General features: G+C 44.9%; 14 protein-coding genes and 1 pseudogene. 5 read left to right on the plus strand and 10 right to left on the minus strand.

Going from position 1 to position 19,556, the window contains the following annotated elements:
• The first annotated feature begins 274 nt into the window (after positions 1–274).
• Positions 275–1,125 (plus strand): annotated as a pseudogene (locus F6J99_RS18180) (IS5 family transposase).
• Positions 1,113–1,292: a hypothetical protein gene (locus tag F6J99_RS18185; protein WP_293114115.1), complete on the plus strand. Its 180-nt coding sequence runs from the start codon at positions 1,113–1,115 to the stop codon at positions 1,290–1,292. Before F6J99_RS18180 ends, F6J99_RS18185 begins: the two are co-directional and overlap by 13 nt.
• Positions 1,293–1,386: 94 nt before the next feature.
• Here the strand turns inward: F6J99_RS18185 and F6J99_RS18190 are convergent, their stop codons facing one another.
• The gene (locus F6J99_RS18190) at positions 1,387–1,725 is read right to left on the minus strand and encodes a 2Fe-2S iron-sulfur cluster-binding protein (RefSeq protein ID WP_293114116.1); all 339 of its coding nucleotides are present in this window, start codon (positions 1,723–1,725) and stop codon (positions 1,387–1,389) included.
• A gap of 194 nt (positions 1,726–1,919) precedes the next feature.
• Here F6J99_RS18190 and F6J99_RS18195 point away from each other — a divergent pair, with 194 nt between their 5' ends.
• Both F6J99_RS18195 and cimA read left to right on the plus strand, forming a co-directional pair.
• A complete protein-coding gene (locus F6J99_RS18195; RefSeq protein WP_293114117.1) occupies positions 1,920–2,081 on the plus strand; it encodes a hypothetical protein in 162 nt (53 codons plus the stop codon).
• 140 nt (positions 2,082–2,221) lie between these two features.
• Positions 2,222–3,964, plus strand: coding sequence for a citramalate synthase (gene cimA, locus F6J99_RS18200; protein WP_293114118.1), 1,743 nt, complete (start codon positions 2,222–2,224; stop codon positions 3,962–3,964).
• Between the two features lie 35 nt (positions 3,965–3,999).
• Here cimA and F6J99_RS18205 read toward each other — a convergent pair whose 3' ends face one another.
• The gene (locus F6J99_RS18205; protein WP_293114119.1) at positions 4,000–4,572 is read right to left on the minus strand and encodes a DUF1131 family protein; all 573 of its coding nucleotides are present in this window, start codon (positions 4,570–4,572) and stop codon (positions 4,000–4,002) included.
• A 400-nt stretch (positions 4,573–4,972) separates the two neighbouring features.
• Between F6J99_RS18205 and F6J99_RS18210 the strand changes: the two genes are divergently transcribed.
• Positions 4,973–5,929, plus strand: coding sequence for a hypothetical protein (locus tag F6J99_RS18210; protein ID WP_293114120.1), 957 nt, complete (start codon positions 4,973–4,975; stop codon positions 5,927–5,929).
• A 457-nt stretch (positions 5,930–6,386) separates the two neighbouring features.
• On the opposite strand, the gene F6J99_RS18215 is transcribed toward F6J99_RS18210, so the two are convergent.
• The 8 genes from F6J99_RS18215 to F6J99_RS18250 all read right to left on the minus strand — a co-directional run bounded on the left by F6J99_RS18215 (position 6,387) and on the right by F6J99_RS18250 (position 19,531).
• Positions 6,387–7,880: an efflux RND transporter periplasmic adaptor subunit gene (locus tag F6J99_RS18215; RefSeq protein ID WP_293114121.1), complete on the minus strand. Its 1,494-nt coding sequence runs from the start codon at positions 7,878–7,880 to the stop codon at positions 6,387–6,389.
• Positions 7,873–11,061 (minus strand): efflux RND transporter permease subunit, encoded by a 3,189-nt coding sequence (locus F6J99_RS18220; protein WP_293114122.1) that lies wholly within the window; start codon positions 11,059–11,061, stop codon positions 7,873–7,875. The genes F6J99_RS18215 and F6J99_RS18220 overlap by 8 nt, the downstream gene beginning before the upstream one ends.
• Before the next feature lie 49 nt (positions 11,062–11,110).
• Entirely contained in the window at positions 11,111–11,707 is a 597-nt protein-coding gene (locus tag F6J99_RS18225) for an isoprenylcysteine carboxylmethyltransferase family protein (protein WP_293114123.1), read from the minus strand.
• A gap of 15 nt (positions 11,708–11,722) precedes the next feature.
• On the minus strand, positions 11,723–12,844 hold the full coding sequence (locus F6J99_RS18230) for a 3-oxoacyl-[acyl-carrier-protein] synthase III C-terminal domain-containing protein (protein WP_293114124.1): 1,122 nt from the start codon (positions 12,842–12,844) through the stop codon (positions 11,723–11,725).
• Positions 12,845–12,968: 124 nt separating this feature from the next.
• Entirely contained in the window at positions 12,969–17,141 is a 4,173-nt protein-coding gene (locus F6J99_RS18235) for a beta-ketoacyl synthase N-terminal-like domain-containing protein (protein WP_293114125.1), read from the minus strand.
• Positions 17,142–17,174: 33 nt separating this feature from the next.
• Positions 17,175–18,086, minus strand: a complete 912-nt coding sequence (locus F6J99_RS18240) for a cyclopropane-fatty-acyl-phospholipid synthase family protein (RefSeq protein WP_293114126.1) — start codon at positions 18,084–18,086, stop codon at positions 17,175–17,177.
• A gap of 125 nt (positions 18,087–18,211) precedes the next feature.
• Complete coding sequence (locus tag F6J99_RS18245) at positions 18,212–18,532, minus strand: acyl carrier protein (RefSeq protein ID WP_293114127.1); 321 nt, start codon at positions 18,530–18,532, stop codon at positions 18,212–18,214.
• Positions 18,533–18,592: 60 nt separating this feature from the next.
• Complete coding sequence (locus tag F6J99_RS18250) at positions 18,593–19,531, minus strand: acyl-CoA desaturase (RefSeq protein ID WP_293114128.1); 939 nt, start codon at positions 19,529–19,531, stop codon at positions 18,593–18,595.
• Positions 19,532–19,556: the final 25 nt, after the last annotated feature.

Raw genomic sequence — 19,556 nt, forward strand, 5'->3', positions numbered from 1 at the left:
TATATAAGCGACACAAATATTATACCAGTTTTATCTGTTCCCGTCAAATTTTAAGGTCAGCTAAAATTTTCGGGTCATTCAAACGCTTTTCAGAGCTAGTTTCTGCCGATTAGATGCGTTTGCCCTGCTTCTTGCCCTGGCCGATGAGGGAGTCTTGGCTCGTTTTAAATCTATGGCATGTGAGGCTACAATTCCTCCAAAATCTAACCCTATAATAGACCTCTTGCAAAAGTCCAATAAAAAAGATATAAATGGCTCAGTATGAGGTAAAATAATGACCTATCAAAAAGTTAAAGATTTAACTAACCAGGACTTCAAACGCCTTTGTGGGGTTAGAAAAGAGACTTTTACTCAGATGGTGAAATTAGTATAAGAAAATGATTTACAGAAGACAAAAACCGGGAGACCATCCAAATTGAGTCTAGAAAATCAAGTATTGATGACCCTAGAATACTTACGAGAATACAGAACTTACTTTCATATTGGTCAACATTGGGGACTGAATGAATCAACAGTGTACCGAATAATTCGTAAGATAGAAAATATTTTAATTAAGTCCTTTGGCCGTAGGCCACGCTACGCCAACGAATTTAGAATTCCAGGAAAGAAACAATTAGTGAAATCAGGTAACCAAATCGAGATAGCAGTTATTGATGTAACGGAGATTCCGATTGAGCGTCCAAAAAAAAACCGAAAAAGTACTACAGTGGTAAGAATAAAAAGCACACCTTAAAATATCAAGTTATCATTGATTAAAATAGCAAAGAGATAATCTGTATTGCTTACGCTAAAGGGAAAGAACATGATTTTAAGTTGTTCAATAATAGTAAAACTAATCTCTCGGTAAAAACTAAATGTCTGGCAGATAAAGGATATCAAGGAATTAAAAAAATACATCAAATGAGTCATATTACTCATAAAAAACCTCCCAAGAGTAAATTATCACCTCTCCAAAAAGAAGAGAATCGTAAGCTAGCTTCACAAAGAATTGTGATTGAACATGTCTATCGGCATATCAAAATATTTTAAATATTTTCAGAGCGATATCGTAACAGAAGAAAAAGATTTAGTTTGCGCTTTAATTTGATTGCTGCTATATACAACTACGAACTTTGTTTGAAATAAAAAATTTAGCGATCGCTACTTTTGCAAGAGGTCTAATGATAATGCAACGAAAGTACGATAAACAGCTTTACAAAGCGCAACATCTTATTGATAATTTCTTCCCTAAAATCAAGCAATACCTTGCCATGGCAAAACCGGTGACGATAAAACTGCGAGAAATTTCTTAGGCACAATTGATCTCGCTGCTGCTGTTGTTTGGCTTAACTGACGACACGCCCTAGGTTTTAACTACAGCCGAGGTTCCAGTAAGAATTGGCAATTTCATGATTCTGGGGTCCAGACAGTTTGATCCCCTTGCCCCCAAAAGCCATCATATTTGGTAACACAAACATCACCTAAAACCTTAGTTTGACAGGCTAAGCGGCGATTTGCTGTCGGAGAATGGGGCGGAAGCGATCGCCTAGCTTTATCTTTCCAATTTGGCTCGGATACTTCCCCGTCTATCTCAACCGCACAGGTACCACAGCTGCCTAATCCTCTACAGTTAATTAGTTTAGCGTTGCCGTTGTATAGGGCAACCCCATGGTCTAGTAAGACCTTGCGCAGATTACTGCCCTGGTCACATTCAAAGCTTTTTCCTTGTGCTGTTACTTTAGGCATTATTCAAGATTACTCCTTATCTGTAGCTTATTTTTTAATACAATTAGATGCAGCTATGTTTAATGTTGTGAACAGAGCCAATCTGGCAATACACCAAGGTGCTCTTATTGTTTGATGGTTCTAGATAAGCTGCGTTTATAAAAATCTAGATCTTAGATAGTTTGGTCTAGTCCTCTGTCTTGATGCAGTCGCTCATGGGGAGGGGCTGCGTGCGGAACCTGCGTCCGCACCTTGAAAGCCCCGTGGAAACCACGGCAGTCGCTCATGGGGGGAACCCCCTTTGGCGGCGTTGCCTCCCCAAGACCGCGCTGCATCGCTTGATACCCTTGATATATCAAGGGTTAAGAGATCGGTAACCTTCCTACACTGCTAAGCGCGGGTAAATGTCGGAAGGTTATCTGCGTGCCTTGCCCTTGACAGAGCTTTAGGCCATCAAAGCTTACCCTTAACTATAATTTACATTTCTTTACGATAAAGTAAACTATTATACTTGCCCATGACTTCAACAGCTTCTCACCCCATCTGGATTTACGATACAACGCTGCGGGATGGTGCCCAGCGTGAAGGAATCTCATTGTCTCTAGAAGATAAGTTACGCATTGCTCGACAACTGGATGAGTTAGGTATTCCCTTCATTGAAGGAGGATGGCCAGGGGCAAATCCGAAAGATGTGCAATTTTTCTGGAAGCTCAAAGAAGAACCTCTCAAACAAGCAGAAGTAGTAGCCTTTTGCTCAACTCGACGGCCAAACATGTCCGCTGCAGAAGACCGGATGCTGCAAGCTATTTTAGCTGCAGGAACGCGCTGGGTGACTATTTTTGGTAAATCCTGGGATCTTCATGTCACAGAAGGGCTGAAAACTAGCCTAGACGAAAACCTAGCCATGATTCGGGATACCATAGAATACCTCCGTAGTCAAGGGCGTCGGGTGATTTACGATGCAGAACACTGGTTTGATGGCTATAAAGCCAATCGAGAGTATGCCCTCAAAACCCTGAGAGCTGCTAAAGATGCGGGTGCAGAATGGCTAGTACTATGTGACACCAATGGTGGTACTCTACCCGATCAAGTTAGTCAAATTGTTAGAGATGTCATTAAAGAGTTGAAAGTTGGAAGGTTGAATGTTGAAGGTTCTAACTTTCAACCTGCTAACCTTCAACCTGCTAACCTTCAACCTGCTAACCTTCAACCTGCTAACCTTCAACCGGCTAACCTCCAACCCATGTTAGGAATCCATACCCATAATGATTCCGATACAGCGGTTGCTAATGCCTTAGCTGCTGTATCTGAGGGAGCGTGTATGGTTCAGGGAACGATTAATGGTTATGGTGAACGCTGTGGTAATGCCAATCTCTGTTCTGTGATTCCTAACTTACAGTTGAAGCTTGGTTATTCCTGTATTCAGGATAATCAGCTAGCCAGACTTACCCAAGCTAGTCGTTTAATTAGCGAGATTGTCAATCTTGCTCCCAATGACCATGCTGCCTTTGTGGGTCGTTCAGCCTTTGCTCACAAAGGTGGCATCCATGTGTCAGCGGTGGCAAAGAATCCTCTGACCTATGAACATATTCAGCCAGAACAGATTGGTAACCAGCGTCGGATCGTAATTTCTGATCAGTCGGGACTGAGCAATGTATTAGCAAAAGCCCGTAGTTTCGGTCATGACCTGGATAAAAAAGACCCCGCCTGTCGCGAAATCCTGGAACGCCTCAAAGATCTGGAAAATCAAGGGTATCAATTTGAAGCAGCGGAAGCCAGTTTTGATTTGTTGATGCGGGATGCTTTGGGATATCGAGAACATCCCTTTGAACTCAAAGGCTGTCAGATACATAGCGATATGCTACAAGGGGTCAGTAAACCCTACAGTAATTCTGTGGCAACCATTAAAGTATCTGTTAACAACCAGGATATTTTGGAAGTAGCAGAAGGCAATGGACCAGTTTCAGCCCTTGATGCAGCCTTGCGCAAAGCCTTAGTGAACTTTTACCCAGAGATTGCTGATTTTCATCTAACTGACTACAAAGTGCGAATTCTGGATGGTGCTGCTGGCACATCGGCTAAGACAAGGGTGCTAGTGGAATCAAGCAATGGAGAACAGCGCTGGACAACTGTGGGGGTTTCTAGTAATATCCTCGAAGCGTCCTATGAAGCTGTGGTGGAAGGGATTGAGTATGGTTTGCTGTTGGAATCTTCAGCAAAGACACCATTGAGCCATGCCCCAGCCCTTAAAGAGCGCTAATTAGTAATTAGTAATTAATTTTTGCTATTTGCGCACTAAGGTGATACCCAAAGTAGACTATCTAGCTTAGCCTTGGTGAGAACCTCTTGGGAAGGTAACTTATGATAAGGTCCTTCCCAGTTAAGGGGTTGATAGACGTATAGAATAGAGGCATTTTCCTCAAACCTACAAATCACTTTCCCCGTGGAGCCTTCCTCACCTGGCAAGCAGTCTAGTTTCTCGTGTCCAGGAGTCGCTGAGTAGGCTATTCCTACCTTCACATCCTTTGGGCCAGGGATGCGATCGCTTAGTATTGTCATCCTGCCGATTTTTGGCTGGGAGATGTCGGCATCGATTTCCACTACGAGGCTATCTTGCCAGTAGGCTCTGAAAATATCGTAAGTTTCCCCTTCAGCAGAGGTGGTTTCTTTTTTTACGGTATAACTGGGCAAAGCACTCTTAATGGTATCAGCATCAAAGTTGCTAGTTTTGTTGAGTGTGCCCAAACCGTCTGAAGTCAGCCTGAGATTAGACTTAGTTTCAGGCGGCGAAGGTTCATTGGTGCAAGCGCCCAGGATACTGGTGACTAGGACTATGCTGGTGAGGGTAAATAGTGTTTTGCTATACAATCTTCTTAAAGAGTTTATGTCAACTAGTAATTACATTAGTAAAGATTAAAGATAAAGGACGAATGTCTTAACAAAATTTTACAGTTTTAGATAAAAAATATTTGATTTATATTGTGAGGAAGAACTGTCAGTGATAACTATAGCAATTCTACGACTTGTGAGGTACAAATTTATGGTTTTTAGGGAGCAGGGAGCAGGGAGCAGGGAGCAGGTAAGAGGTAAGAGGTAAGAGGGAAGAGGTAAAAAATAATGTGTACCTCATAGCTACGATAAACGCTATATTCCAAGAACCTCGTGTAAATTACAAATATCTCCAAATTTGTAATACCTTCAACAAACCTAAATACCTAAATAACCTAAATATATATCTGATTTAGCAGATCTTGATCTGATTTATATTATGATTGAAATCATCAAAGAAATCGTTTATGTTTTAGCCTTTTTATCTATAGGATTCTCCTTAACAGAAGTCTACCTATCTTCTAACAAACTCTGGAAACGTAAGCATGATAATCAAGTCGCTGAAAGTGTATCGGTAATGGCTGAAATCATGGCTATTATACCTGGTTTTTTCTTTGCTTTGAACTATTTATTTGAGAAGCAATGGCAAGGTTTTTTGGACACTATCATCTATATATTTATGAGTATATTTTATGTGTTCGTGGGAATAAAATTCTGGGTAGATGGTGAGAGAAAAAAAGGGTTATGGAGGCTAATCAAGCAAGCACTAAAGTCTGAAAAGCAAGAGGTAGGGGATTTGGCAAAATCATTTTTTAAACCTTCCGGAGCCCAAAAAATTATCTATATCCTTAGTCAAATAGCTCTAATTGATGAAGAATTAAATCCTCAGGAAAAAGAGTTTATCCAAAGCTTCGCGAAGAATTGGAACATAGATTTTTCCTGGAAAAATTTAACCGAAAACCGAAAAGAAGGTGCCAATAAAAACTTCATAAAATTGCGTCAGGATGTAGTTGATTATCTAGCCACTTCACCCCCAGATAAACAAGTATCTCAACTCAGGGATGTTGTCAATGCATTAATTAATATTGATGAAGAAGTTTCTGAACAGGAAAAACTAATTGTAGCTGAACTGAATGGTCTTTTTTCGCGATATCTAGGGGAAAAATTAGATAATGAAATTTATCGGGTAGTGATTGTGCCGCAAACTGAACAGCAAGAGGAAGTGATTGAAACGTCTTTACCAGAATTATCGCGGTACGACACCACAGGAGGATTTGCCTATCAGACAAATTCTTTTTACTCTAAGCAATACGCAGAGATAATTTGCGATCAGTATCGCAGTCTCAATCTGATTAGCTTCGTGACCACAATTGACCAAATCCTTGTTTCTTCGTGAAGCTTACTCTCGGTAAAAATAAGCAATCAGTAAGTTAGTAGTGCTTCTTGATCTATCGAGGGGTGTGAACAGCCAATTTATTGACGGTGATACAGACTTTTTGTATTCAAGCAGGGTCTGTGATTGGGTTTTTTGAGCAAACCATCAAAGCATTTGTTTGTAATTCTAAACAAGTGCTTTAATTCCTAACCTTTCAACCTGAATCCTTACTCAAAAACACCATTAGGCAACCAGAAAGGCGATCGCCAACTGCGTACCTTTTGTTAAGGCTCTTTATCGATGGAAAAAACACAGAGTGTTTCAAGGGTAGGCTATGGGATATGTATGATGCCGATTGTCGTGGCAGTACCCAGCATTTGCTGTTGGATAGACAAACCCACCATGGGCGTCTTGAAAAGGTTAGACTTAAACAATAACATTAAACAATAATACTTGTTCTACTTAGCCCAAGACACTATCATGGCACTTTGACCCCAGCAACGGTTTTTGAGCGCACCTTTTGTCCAGGCACAAGGCGATGAGTTCCACCGACGATTACTTGATCCCCTGCTTGGAGGGTACCGCGAACCAGAATGCGGTTACTCTGTGTCTGCAAAATTTCCACATCCCGCCGTTCGACACTGAAGACGTGAGCTGCACCAGAACGATCCGATTCAGCCAATTCCCCCAAGACGTAGCAAGACCACAAACCACGTACTCCTTGCACTAGAGCGGTGGTGGGCAGCCAGTAACCAGCAGTAGGAATAGTTTCAGCTAATTTCCACCTCGCTACCTGTCCAGGGGACACTTGCCTTACTGCCAAGGGATCCAGGGTGAGGACAACGGTTAAGGTACGGGTGCTAGAGTCTAGTTCGGGCAAAATTGAGGAAACTCGGGCTGGATAAGTCTTCTGTCCGATTTGCAACGATTGCTCGCTGTTGAGTTGGAGTTGGTCAGTGGCGCTTACGGGCACACCGATCCGGGCTTGAATTGCACCATCCTCCACGAGGCGCAGGATAGGCTGACCAGGGGAGACGACGGTTCCTTCGTCCAAAAGGCGGCCAGAGATGGTGCCAGAAAAAGGGGCTTTCAGGATGCTGTTTTCCAGTTCAATTTCGAGACTGGCTAGTCTGGCATTCAGTTGTTGGATTGATGCTTGTTGGGCTTCAATGCGTTCGGGGCGTGTTCCAGCTAGTAACTCATCTACCTGGCTTTTGGCTTCCTCCAGGCGAGCTTGTTTGACACTGGTTTGACTAGTTGCTTCATCAAGTTGCTCACGGGAAATTGCCCCTTCCCGATAAAGAGCTTCCCGCCGGGAGCGTTTCTTGCGAGCAAGTTCGAGTTGGGAACTCAAATCCCTAACTGAAGCTTGTGCTGCCGCAATGGTTTCGGAACGCGGTCCAGCAAAGAGTTCCTTGAGCTGGGCTCGCTGTTGGGCAAGAGTCGCCAGTAATTCTCGCTGTTGGGCTTTGAGATTCCTAGTATCTAGGTAAGCCAGGGGCGTACTAGCTTTAACCCAGTCTCCTTCATCCACTGTGAGGCGGACTAATTTACCAGAACGCTCAAAGCCCAATTCGCTACTGCGGCGGGTTACTAGGGAACCAGTGTAGGAGCGCAACAGTTGGTATGAATCTACCGGCTTGACGCTGATTGTCTCAACCGGGAGGATATTGCCAGAAAAGGAAGCTTGGGGCTTGGATTCCTGATTGGCTTGGCTAGCCTTAAGGTTGGATAAATTTAAGCGCCAGTTAGATCCAGAGGGACTGAGCAGAAAAATACAGAACCCAGACAGTAATAAGATAGTCCCACTCTGCCATAAGCCAAATTTATTCAGTGTTTGGGTTTTTTCTCTTTCGTGAGCAGTTAACGAAGGCAAGATTTGCTCTGGATCAATAGCAGCAGGGGATTGATCCAATCTGTCTGTCTGTTCTCTTGTCAGACTAGTTTGATGGCCAGCTGAGTTATTATTCATAGTGATGACCCCCGACAGTAGGCGTGCTATTGGCATTGAAATGTTCTATGGACAGAGTTCGATATTGCCTGTCCCTAACTCTCGGACTACGACCGAAAAGCAGCAAGTAAGCACAAGGCACGAACAACAGAGCGAGGAGAGTAGCACCACCTACGCCACCAGCGATACAGATAGCTAGAGGGGGCCAAAACTGACCACCATCAAGCAACAGGGGTATGAAACCAGCTACTGTAGTGATGGTGGTGGTGAGGACGTGGCGAGTGGAAAGAACAATTACCTCTACCATGGCTTTTCGGTTGCCTTGACGAGCCATTGAGTCAGACCGCAGGGCAGCTAGGACGACGATAGAGTCGTTAATCGCCACACCAACTAGGCCAACGGTGCCGAGGATAGCCATGAAACCCAAGGGATAGTCAAACATCCACAAGGAAGCAAGTGCCAGACCAATTGAACCAATACCCACTAGAGCAATGATCCCGGCAGACCGGAAGGAACCAAAAGACAGCACTAGGGTGGCAACCATTAAGACTAGGAGCACACCGACGGTAGACAGCAGGTTGCCTACAGCTTCATTGCGTTCGGCGGATTCTCCTCCCCACTCCAGAGAATAGCCTGGGGGCAGTTGGAAGTCACTGGTTTCTAGGCGCTGTTTGAAGTCCGCTAACACGGTTGACGGTAGGACTCCTGCTGTGATGAAGCCTTGGACTGTGTTGACCCGTTGGCCATTGCGTCGGGTAATGGTGGCTAGTTCGGGAACCAGTTCGATTTGACCCAGGGCGGAGAGGGGAACGGTCGGGGGATTTTGATTCGATGGGATGGTGGTTGGCAGCAGGTCGAGGGTGGCAATTTGGTCGAGGTTGCCGCGTACGCGTTTGCCCAGGCGGACTCGCACTGGGAGTTCTTCGGTACCCTCTAGGATAGAGCCACCGACTGTTCCTTCCAGGTTACCATTGAGTTGCTGGGCAATCTGGGTGTTGTCGAGTCCGGTGAGCCGGGCTTGTTCTTCATCTAAAGATAGGGCGAGTTTGGGTAAGGCTTCCCCTAAACTGCTACGGGTGTGGGTAACGTTGGCTACTTTAACCAGTTCTTCCCGGGCTTGGTTTCCTAATTGTTTTAGGATATTTAGGTTAGGACCTATAATGCGTAATTCAATGGGGGCAAATGGTGGTCCTTGTTCCAGTTGTTTGACTAAGACTCGGGCTTCTGGAATAACAAGATCTAGTTCTTTTTGTAGGTTTCGAATCAACTGGCGGCTCTTGGTGGGTGAGGTCAGTTGAACCATAGCAGCAGCATAATTAGGAATTCCACCCTTGCTGCCTCCACTGGTTATATTGTAGTAGAATGCAGGGGCGTATGTTCCTAAAAACCAATGAACGTTAAGCACTTCCGGGTGCTTCAAAATCACCTCAGTTGCTCCTTCAACAACAGATTTGGTTTGTTCTATGGATGCGGAAGAGGAGAGTTCCAACTCGATGTGGAATTGATCTCGATCTGCTGGAGGGAAGAACTGCTCTTGGAGAGTTCCAGCCATCAGAAAGCCTGTGATTGGTAAAATCAGAGCTAGCACCACTCCCACTACAGGCCGTGCCAAGATAGAAGACAGGGTATGACGATAAACTTTAGTTAACCTGGGTATAGAAAAGCCTGTATTCCACCAGCCCTGGAAGGTTAATTGATTCTTTTTCGTGCCTGGTTCATAATTTAGAACCTGCATCCTGCCATTGAGAGCGGGGATGACTGTTAACGATAACAATAGGGAACTGAGCAGAGCAAGGATCACACTAAAAGAAATTGTCCCCACAAATTCCCCTGTATCCCCAGGAAGAAGAGCAATGGGGAGAAAGGTCAACACTGTGGTCAGGGTGGATGCCAATAGGGGTATGGCTAAGTACTTCACAGTTTTGGCTATTGCCTTTTGGGGTGGGATACCCTGTCTGAGAAGGTTTTGCATTTCATCGACAACGACAATGGCGTTATCGATCAACATCCCTAGGGCAATTACCAGTCCGGTGACCGACATCTGATGCAGGGGAATTCCCAGTACTCTCATCCCTCCAAACACCATCAGGACTGAGAGGGGAATAGCTGCACCGACTACTATGGCAGCTTTCCATCCCATGAGTACGGCGGTGCTGACAACAACACACAAGGAACCGAGGATCAGGTTTTGGAACAGGCCATTCAATCGGCTGTCTACATAACGGTTCTGGTCTAGCAGGAGTTGTAAGTCAATACCACTGGGGCTACTCTGGCGGAACTCTTCTAAGGTTTGGCGAGCCCTTTTCATCCAACGATCAATGCGTATACTAGGTTCTATGCGAACGGCTAAGGCGATTCCTGGTTTGCCATTGATGATGGCTAGCTCCCCAGGGGGTTCTTGTATACCTTTTTTGACATTAGCAATATCTCCCAGACGAGCTAACTGTCCTGAGTTGTTGCCCAGACCAATAGGAATTTGTCGAATGCGCTCTAGAGAATCTAGCTCTGTTTCTACTTCAATTAACAGGTCATTGTTGCTGCTACGGAGTGTTCCTGAGGAGACTTTAGCATCGCTGATGCGGATTTGCTCGGAAAGTTTTTGGGGGGTAATGCCTAAAGCCGCTAGATTAGCCTGGTTGATTTCGACAACAATCTCTTCCGATGGAGCACCAAAAAACTCGATTTCTTCTGTACCTCCTTTGGTGCGTAGTTCATCTTTGAGTTCTTCTGCTATTCTGCTCAAAATAGCATAGTTAGCTGGTGTTTCTAAATCCCAGGTGAGTGCAACAATCAGTGTATATGCCCTTTGATTAATCTCTTCGTATTTTGGTGTTAGAGCTCCTGGAGGGAGTTGTGGGGTAACATCGGCGATGCGATCGCGCACGCGAGACCAAACTTTGTCAAAATCCTCAACAGTATCTTTGAGTTTGATAACTACTCTAGAGCTGCCAAGGCGTGAGGTGGATGTGACAGTTTTAATCTCTTCAATCTTAAATAATTCTTGTTCTAATTTTTCCGTCACTAGGGATTCTACCCGTTCGGGACTAGCTCCAGGAAAACTAGTGGTGATTTTGCCTAACCACTGGCTGAGCTGGGGATCTTCCATGCGGGGCAGGATACTGAACGAGGAAAATCCCCAGACTAGAATGAGGCATATGGTCAGAATTAGCAGTCTTATATTGCGGTATAATACGCTTGACATTAATTAGGGCTTGCTGAATAAGTCTCAAAAAGTATTGAAATAATTAAGCTTACTGAAAGCTGCTATCATTTCTAGTGAATCCAGTAATAGATAAAAAACGTGGCTTATTAGCAAAAATGGAAGCATAGTTGGTGTTTTCGCTCAAAGCCTTTTCTTCTGTTTGAATCCGTTTGCTCATTAGAATGGCATTAGCCAAAGAAAAGACGATCGCCGTAAGATAAGCACTATGAATTAGGGGTAGAAAAGCAATTTCTAGGATTACCCCCAACCAGTTAGGGTGTCTCAGATAGCGATAAAGCCCTGATTTCACCACCGGCATTCCAGGCACAGTCATAATCGGTAGCGTCCACCGCCACTCTAAAGCTTGCATTGATAGATAGCGTAAAACTTGCCCTGCTATGGTGGCTGTCAAGGCAAAGGCAGCTAAAACTGGCATAAAAGGACGCTCTAAGTACCAAACCTCAGTAATCATCGCAATATACCAGCTTACTTGCAGGATCCTGACCGCACCGAGTAAGTTATTCCCATGTTCTTTTCCACCTCGTTGCAGAATTTCTGTCCGATTGCGATCGCTCAAACGTACTTCCAAAAGTCGCTGTAAAATGACAGCTACCACAATTCCGATAAAGATATATTTCGTCAACATTAATTTAGATACTCCTTACCACTGCAATAAAATCGCTTCCTGGGAAAAACCAGGACCCATTGCTAATAACAAGCCATAAGATCCTGCCGGGGGCTGTTCTCCTGCCAAAGTTTTATCTAGGATGTATAACACCGTAGGGGAAGAAATATTACCAATTTCGGCTAAAGCATCCCAACTTTCTTGTAATGCTTGCTCTTCAAGTCCGAACTCTTCTTGAACTGCTTGAATAATCTTTGGTCCTCCAGGGTGAATCATCCAGCGAGCAATCTTATCCGTTGAGAGGTTATAGTCAGCAAGTAGGGGGTCAATGGTTTTGTGGAGGGCAACCTTAACATAATCGGCTACTTCTGGTCGGAGAATATTACGTCTGCCAGTATCCACCATATCCATGCCCATCAGATGAACTGTATTGGGTAGAATAATCGAGCGACTATCAACAATTCGAGGTTGACCGGGTTGAGCCAAAGGATGATCGTCGCCTACCATTAAAACTGCTGCCGAACCATCTCCAAATAGAGCGGCAGTTACAATTGTCATGATGATATTGCTGTATACCCCAGGATCTTCGGGCAATCGTTTGATCATGTAGGATAAATCTCTTTGTAGCGAACCTTGCCACAATCCTGAAGAAGGTTCCATCGAAAAGAGTACCGAAGATTCGGTGGGATGTCCTTTTAGATAATCAGCAATTCGAGCCAAGCCAAAAGCACCACCCATACAACCTACACCCGTTAACGCCATTCTTTTGATATCGGGAGAAAAGGGAATGCGGTTGATTAATCTCGCATCCAATCCAGGAGTGGCAGCAATTAGGGTAGTAGCAGTAAGTTGAGAGACATCTTGGGGTGCTATGTCTGCTTTGTCTAGCAGCTTGGTTACAGTGGTTTCAATGACATGAAGACACTTGGTAATTGCTTCATTAGCAACTTGTGCGACTCCAGGGGGATCGAAGAAAGAATCGAGGGGAAAAGTAAAGTAACGCCCGTTAATTTTGACGTTGGTAAAAAAGCGCTCGATGATATCGAGATCAAAATCTAGTTCCATTGCCAAGCAGTATTTCCGCAGTGCCGTGGCTAGAACTTCCTGAGAGTAATAGTGGAGCGGAAAGCCGGTGGATGTAGCAACAATAAAAACCATAGTTATTTTATCCTTGACTTAAGAATCAACAGTTTTAAGCTAATCAACATCGAGTTAGACAAAACGTTTCAAGCTATATATAGGGATTGAGCGTCGGAAGGAAGCAACTTTTATGTGAATCAGCTTAGAAGCTTCGGTTTAGGCTGCAAATTTCCTGGAGGGACGGAGCTTTTGGCAGCTGAAATAACTTCTGAGATATGGTTTGTACAACTGCATCACCTGCAACATTCAAGAAGAAATGGTCGCCGGAAAACATTTGCAGGGTGAAGTCTCGATGGGTTTGCTGGCGCCAGGCGGCAATCTCTTCGCGGCTTATCTTGCTATCCTGTAAACCTCCAAAGGCAGAGATGGGAAAGTCGAGAGGCTGCTCATTGGTATAAAAGTATGTCTCTAAAATCGCAAAATCAGCTCGCAAAGTTGGAAGAAACAACTGCATCAGGTCAGCATTTTGCAGAACTTCTTCTGGTATTCCATTAAGGCGCTTCAGTTTCTGTTTGAACTTCAATTCAGGTAAGCAGTGAATTGGCGGTTCTGGATCCGGCAGCTGGGGAGCACGGCTACCAGAAACAAATAAGTGAACTGGACAAGGCCAATTTCGCCGACGGAGTTCGCGTGCTAATTCAAAGCCCAGCAGTGCCCCCATACTATGGCCGAAAAAGGCAAAGGGAATATCTAGATGTGGATGGAGAAGGGTGGTCAATGTTTGAATAAGAGGCTTAAGCCGAGTAAATGGGGATTCTCCAAGTCGGTTTTCCCTCCCAGGTAACTGGAGTGGGCAAATTTCTATCTCTTTTGGCAGCTTCTCTGACCAGGAATGGAAAATAGAGTTACCAGCCCCAGCATAGGGGAAGCAGAACAGGCGAAAGCGGGCTTTTGAATTCAGCTCCGAGGGCTTGAACCACAGATTGGCTTGAGGCATAAAAGCCGCGACTGAATGGGTTTTGGCTTCCTGGGAGCCCAGAGTTGAATCTACCGCTTGCAGATGTTCTGTAGGATATTTCTGCTCAATCAGGAAAAGTACCTGCGTTAAAAATTGTTCAAGACTAAGTTCTGCAAAATATTCCACAGGAACCATTACCTCCCAATTGTCCTCAATCTGCTTTCTTAGCTCGGTAGCCATTAAGGAGTCGAACCCTAGAGTCGAAAGGTGCTGTTGCCAGTCCAGTTCAGAGGCAGAAATTCCCATCACCTTAGCTAATAGTTGGCTTAAATACAACTCTAGTAGCCGCCGCCTTTCTCTTGGTTCGGCAGCCAGGAGTTCATTACGCTTGCGGCTCCAGTCTGCTTCTTGTACGACAGTATTGAGAGGGACAGATTCCTGATTTAGCTCGGAAGCCCCATTCATATTTGCTATGGATGCTGCCTGTAGCTGCTGTTGGTGTTGCTTAACTAACAGTTCTAACAGCTTAGGCAGTAACTTAACTTCATCTTCTGAGAGTTCTCCTACTTTTTTTAACTGGTTAGTTAAGAGTTTTATCTCTCCTTGGTGCAAAAGATTAAATAGCGGACTCGAGGTATTCTCTTGCGATAAAGACCCTGCTTTTTGGTGTCCATTTTCAGCCGTTTCAATCCAATAGCGCTGTCGTTGCCAGGGATAGGTGGGCAGTTGCAGACGATGACCACGACTATGCCGGTTAAAGCTAGACCAGTCTACTTTCACCCCGCGCACGTATAATTGAGCTAAACTCTGAAGAATTTGTTGCCAATTCTCTTGCCCTGGACACAAACTGGGAAGCCATTTTAGGGGCGCACGGCAGTTTGCCTCTTCTCCTGGCGAGCAGTGGCGACCCATTCCTAATAAGGTCGGCTTCGGACCGATTTCTAAAAATACCCTATACCCCTGCTGATAAAGGGTTTCCATACCCGCTGCAAATCTCACGGGCTGCAGGATATGACGACACCAATACTCAGGGGTCCCTATCTCTGCTGTAGCTAGTCCCCCAGTGACATTGGAAATAATGTTGACCTGCGGGGATGAATAGGTCACCTCCTTGGCAATTTGCTCAAAATCTGCCAGCATTGGCTTCATTAAGTGAGAGTGGAAGGCATGGGAAACCTTTAACTTTTTCGTCTTGACTCCTTCTGTTTTTAGAGCAGCAATGATTGCTTGGACTGACTGAGTCTGACCGGAAATTACGACACTTTCTGGACTGTTTATGGCAGCGATCGCTACTTTTTCTGCATAGGGTTCTATCGCTTCTTGCACTTGGCTCAAGGATGCCAAAACCGCTACCATCTCACCGTCTGCGGGTAGGGCTTGCATTAAACTCCCTCTAGAAGCAATTAACTTCAGACCGTCTTCCAGGCTAAATACTCCTGCTACACAGGCGGCCACATATTCCCCGACACTGTGACCCATCACTACATCCGGTTCAATGCCCCAAGATTTCCACAATTGGGCTAGGGCATATTCGATGGCAAATAGGGCGGGTTGAGTATAGGCAGTTTCATCAATTGGTGAGGTTTCCCCTGGTTCTGGATACAAAACACTAAGCAGAGGCTTTTGTTGATACAGACGTAGAATGGTATCACATTGCTCAAGAGTTTTGCGGAAGATAGGCTCTTGTTCATAGAGTTCCCTTCCCATATTCACATACTGTGAACCTTGGCCTGTGAATAAAAAGGCAATTTTCGGGCGCTTCCTCGTGGTCACTTGACCCCTCACCAGTCCAGTTGTTTTCCCGACCGTCTCGATTGCCTTTAACTGTTGGCGCAACTGCTCGGTTGATTGAGCTACTACGGCAAGGCGGTGCTTAAAATGCGATCGCCCTGTATTGGCCGTAAAGCAAATATCTGCAATAGATGTCGTGGGGTTAGTATCCAAAAATTGCTGATAACGTTGTGCTAACTGAAGCAGGGCTTTCTCGCACTTACCAGACAGAGTTAAGATATGACACGGACGCTCAATAAACTCTTCACTTTTAACTTTTGACTTACCCCCCTTGTTAAGGGGGGCTAGGGGGGATTCGGCAAAGCCGACGCTACGCGAACGACTTTTGAATTGTTTTGGTGCTTCCTCTAGTATAATATGACCATTTGTACCGCCGAAACCAAAGGAACTAACTCCTGCCAAGCGTGGTTTTTCACCTGCTGGCCATTTCTGTAATTCAGTTGGAATCGACAATGGGGTGTTTTTAATTCGGATATATGGATTCAATTCCTTCAGGTGCAGGTTGGGTGGAATCTCCCCATGTTGCAGGGATAGAACTACCTTGATCAAGCCAGCAATCCCAGCAGCAGCTTCCAAATGACCAATATTAGTTTTGACTGAGCCAATCCAACAGGGCTGATCGGGCTCACGGTCTTCCATCAGCACTGCTTTTAGGGATTTAACCTCGATGGGATCTCCAAGAGCGGTGCCAGTGCCATGAGCTTCAATATAGCTAATCTGTGCTGGTTTGACTCCAGCCTTTTCCAGCGCCTTACGGATCACCGCTTGCTGGGAAGGACCATTGGGTGCTGTCAGTCCATTAGTTAGGCCATCTTGGTTAACTGCTGAGCCTCTTACGATTGCCTGAATATTGTCTCCATCTCTGAGGGCATCGGAAAGACGCTTGAGGACAACTACTCCACATCCCTCCCCTCGGACATAACCGTCGGCAGAAGCATCAAAGGTTTTACAACGACCGTCAGCGGCCATCATCTGTGCTTGAGAGAAAGTGATAGTCTGCTCTGGGGAAAGCATCAAGTTTACCGCTCCAACTAAACACAAGTTGGACTCAAGGCTGAGCAAACTACCGCAGGCGTAGTGGAGTGCTACCAGGGATGAGGAGCAAGCTGTATCTATCGCTACACTCGGCCCAAACAGATTCAGCACATAGGATAGGCGATTGGCAGCAACGGAAGAGGCGGTGCCCGTACCACTGTATGCATTAATGCCAGAGAAGTCCTTGTAGATAAGTCTGTGGTAGTCAGCGTTACTGATGCCGATGAACACCCCAGTTTGACTACGAGCCAGGGATTCTGGCACTATTGCTGCATTTTCTAGGGCTTCCCAGACTACCTCCAACAACAGTCTTTGCTGGGGATCTAGTCGCTGTGCCTCACGGGGAGAAATCCCGAAGAAACTCGGCTCAAACCGATCCACCTGTTCCAGAAAGCCACCCCACCGGGTGTACATTTTTCCTGATGTAGCTGGGGAAGGGTCATAAAAGGTGTCAATATCCCACCGCTCTGGTGGTACCTCGGTAATGGCATCCACGCCGTTACGCAAGAGCTGCCAGAAAGCTTCTGGAGTCTTTGCACCAGGCAAACGACAACCAATGCCAATAATTGCTATAGGTTCGATTTCATTCATCGCCTTAGTTATGTTTGTCTGTGTGTTAGCCAATTACTTCCGAGGATTCTCAATCCGACGCAGGGTAAGGCGCGAGAGGTTCATAGTTCCAGTGTGGAAACCAATCATACAAATGGCGAGGTATTTTTCATATCTGGCAACCACTTTCTCTCCTACCAGATTTACCGCTTCTTTACGGTTCGCTTTTAACCTTTTGAGCCATACCTTGAGGGTCCGTTCGTAGTGTCCCCTGTCATTCTTCAGGGCTACAATCTCGAAAATTGTCTCTGTTGCTTTCGCAATGTCCGCTAGACGAGGTAAATCAGATTCCGGAAATATTTCCTCAGCAAAAAACTTACTGAAGTCTTCTCTTCGCGAGTTCTCATAGACGATGGTTTGGATTGACATACAACCACCTGGTTTTAGCCACTCATGACAGCGCTGAAAAAATGTCCTATAGCACTCTATTTTTTGCTCTTGCGATAGTTCCAGTTTAGCAAAATGCTCAAAGGCACCGATTGATATAATTGCATCGAAAGGTTCTTCGGGAAAGTAGTCAGACCAACTTTTTAAGTTAACTTCAATTCCTGGCTGGTTGAACGACTCAATCCATTCTGCCTGAGCCTTACTCAATGTCAGACCTACGGCATGCTCAACATTGTGCATTTCCACAAGGCGTTTCAGGGTGCCACCCCAGCCACAACCCACATCTAATACTCTTTTAGCACCCCTAGCTCGGGCTTGGTTGATATGAAAATCAATCTTTCTTAACTGCGCTGATTCAAGGGTGTCATTTTCTTCCCAAAGGGCAGAATAATAGGCGTTAGTACTATGATAAAGCCAAAGTCTATAAAAATCATTACCTGCATCATAATGATGCTGGATTGCCTCAGCAGAGGCTCCCTTGTAATCAATTATATCTGCCTGATTCGAACCATCGGGATTTAGAGTTTTCACAGAATTCATAACATTATTTTATTTTTTATAAATTAATTTACGTGAGTTAATATCCTTTTCATAAACTGACTATTTAATATCAAGTTTAGTTGATGGATTCATTCCTTTAAAAATACAGGTACTTACCTCTTTACTTAGCCTTCTATTGCTAGATGCTGAGCCATAGCTTGAATAGTGGGATAATCGTACATTAGGGTTGGATCTAGCTCAAATCCCAGCCAATCTTCAAGGTCACCAGTCAGACCAACTGCTGCAGAAGAATCGAGACCATAGCGATCAAAGGGAATTTTCACATCTATCTCATCTGATTCAATTTCCAGCAGTTCGGCCAGATAGGAGACTAACCAGGCTTGAATATCTGCTTCACTTCCAGGCTTCTTGGGTGCATCTCCATTGCCATTGTTATTTTCAGAAACTGTAGACATCTCCTTAAGTTGAGAAGTTTTGAATTCCATTGTTTTAATCTCCTTAGTAATTTTGATTAGTACACTTTAACCGAATTGTTGAAAGATAAGCTAAGCAGCCTTTTTAGCCTCTATCATTCCTGCTGTAGGAGTCTTAACCTCCCAAACTAATCCAGCGAATTCAAGAGTGCGGATGATCCAATAACCCAGGTCAATTTCCCACCATTGCAATCCAAACTTTCCTGAATTCGGGAAAGCATGATGGTTGTTGTGCCAAGCTTCGCCAAAACTAGGGATAGCTAACCAAAGATTGTTTGTACTTTGTTCTTGGGTATCAAAGGGACGGCTGCCATAGAGGTGGGTGATTGAGTTGATGCTCCAAGTGACATGATGTGCCAAGAAAATTCGGACAAGCCCCCCCCACAGGAATCCCTGCCAAGCTCCCATCCACGTCCCTGTCACAACTCCACCTAGAACACCAGGGATGACAACACCCAGAATTACCCAAGTTAGGTACAATTGGTTGACTTTGGCAATGGCAGAGTCTCGCAGTAAGTCCTTAGCAAAGACTGCTGCATTTGTTACCTCACTATTCAGCATCCAGCCGATATGGCCATGCCATAGTCCGCGAATACCTTCGTAAAGGTGAGGTGAATGAGGATCTCCGGACTGGTCACTGTACTGATGATGTCGTCTATGGTTGCTTACCCAGTGAATGACCGGACCTTGAGCAGCCATAGAACCAAGGATGGCAAGGATGATTCGGACTGCAATATTAGTCTTGAAGGCGCAGTGTGCGAAGTGTCGGTGAAAACCGACAGTAATTCCGATAATAGTCAAAGCGTACATGCTGATCAACAGTGCTACTTCGACTGCACCAATCCCGGATCGCCAAAGTAGTCCAATTGCCAGAACCGACCCTAGAAAAGGAATTAAAACAGTGGCCAAGGCAAAACGTCTTTGTAGTTGTTTTAACTCATCATTGCCTATCGTTATTTTCTTTCTTAAACTTGTAACAGACTCAAATTTTGCTGTGGTGTCCAACTGCATCAACAATACTCCTGATTTGATCTAG

This window comes from Moorena sp. SIO4G3 (assembly GCF_010692305.1).
GTDB classification, from domain to species: Bacteria; Cyanobacteriota; Cyanobacteriia; order Cyanobacteriales; family Coleofasciculaceae; genus Moorena; species Moorena producens_A.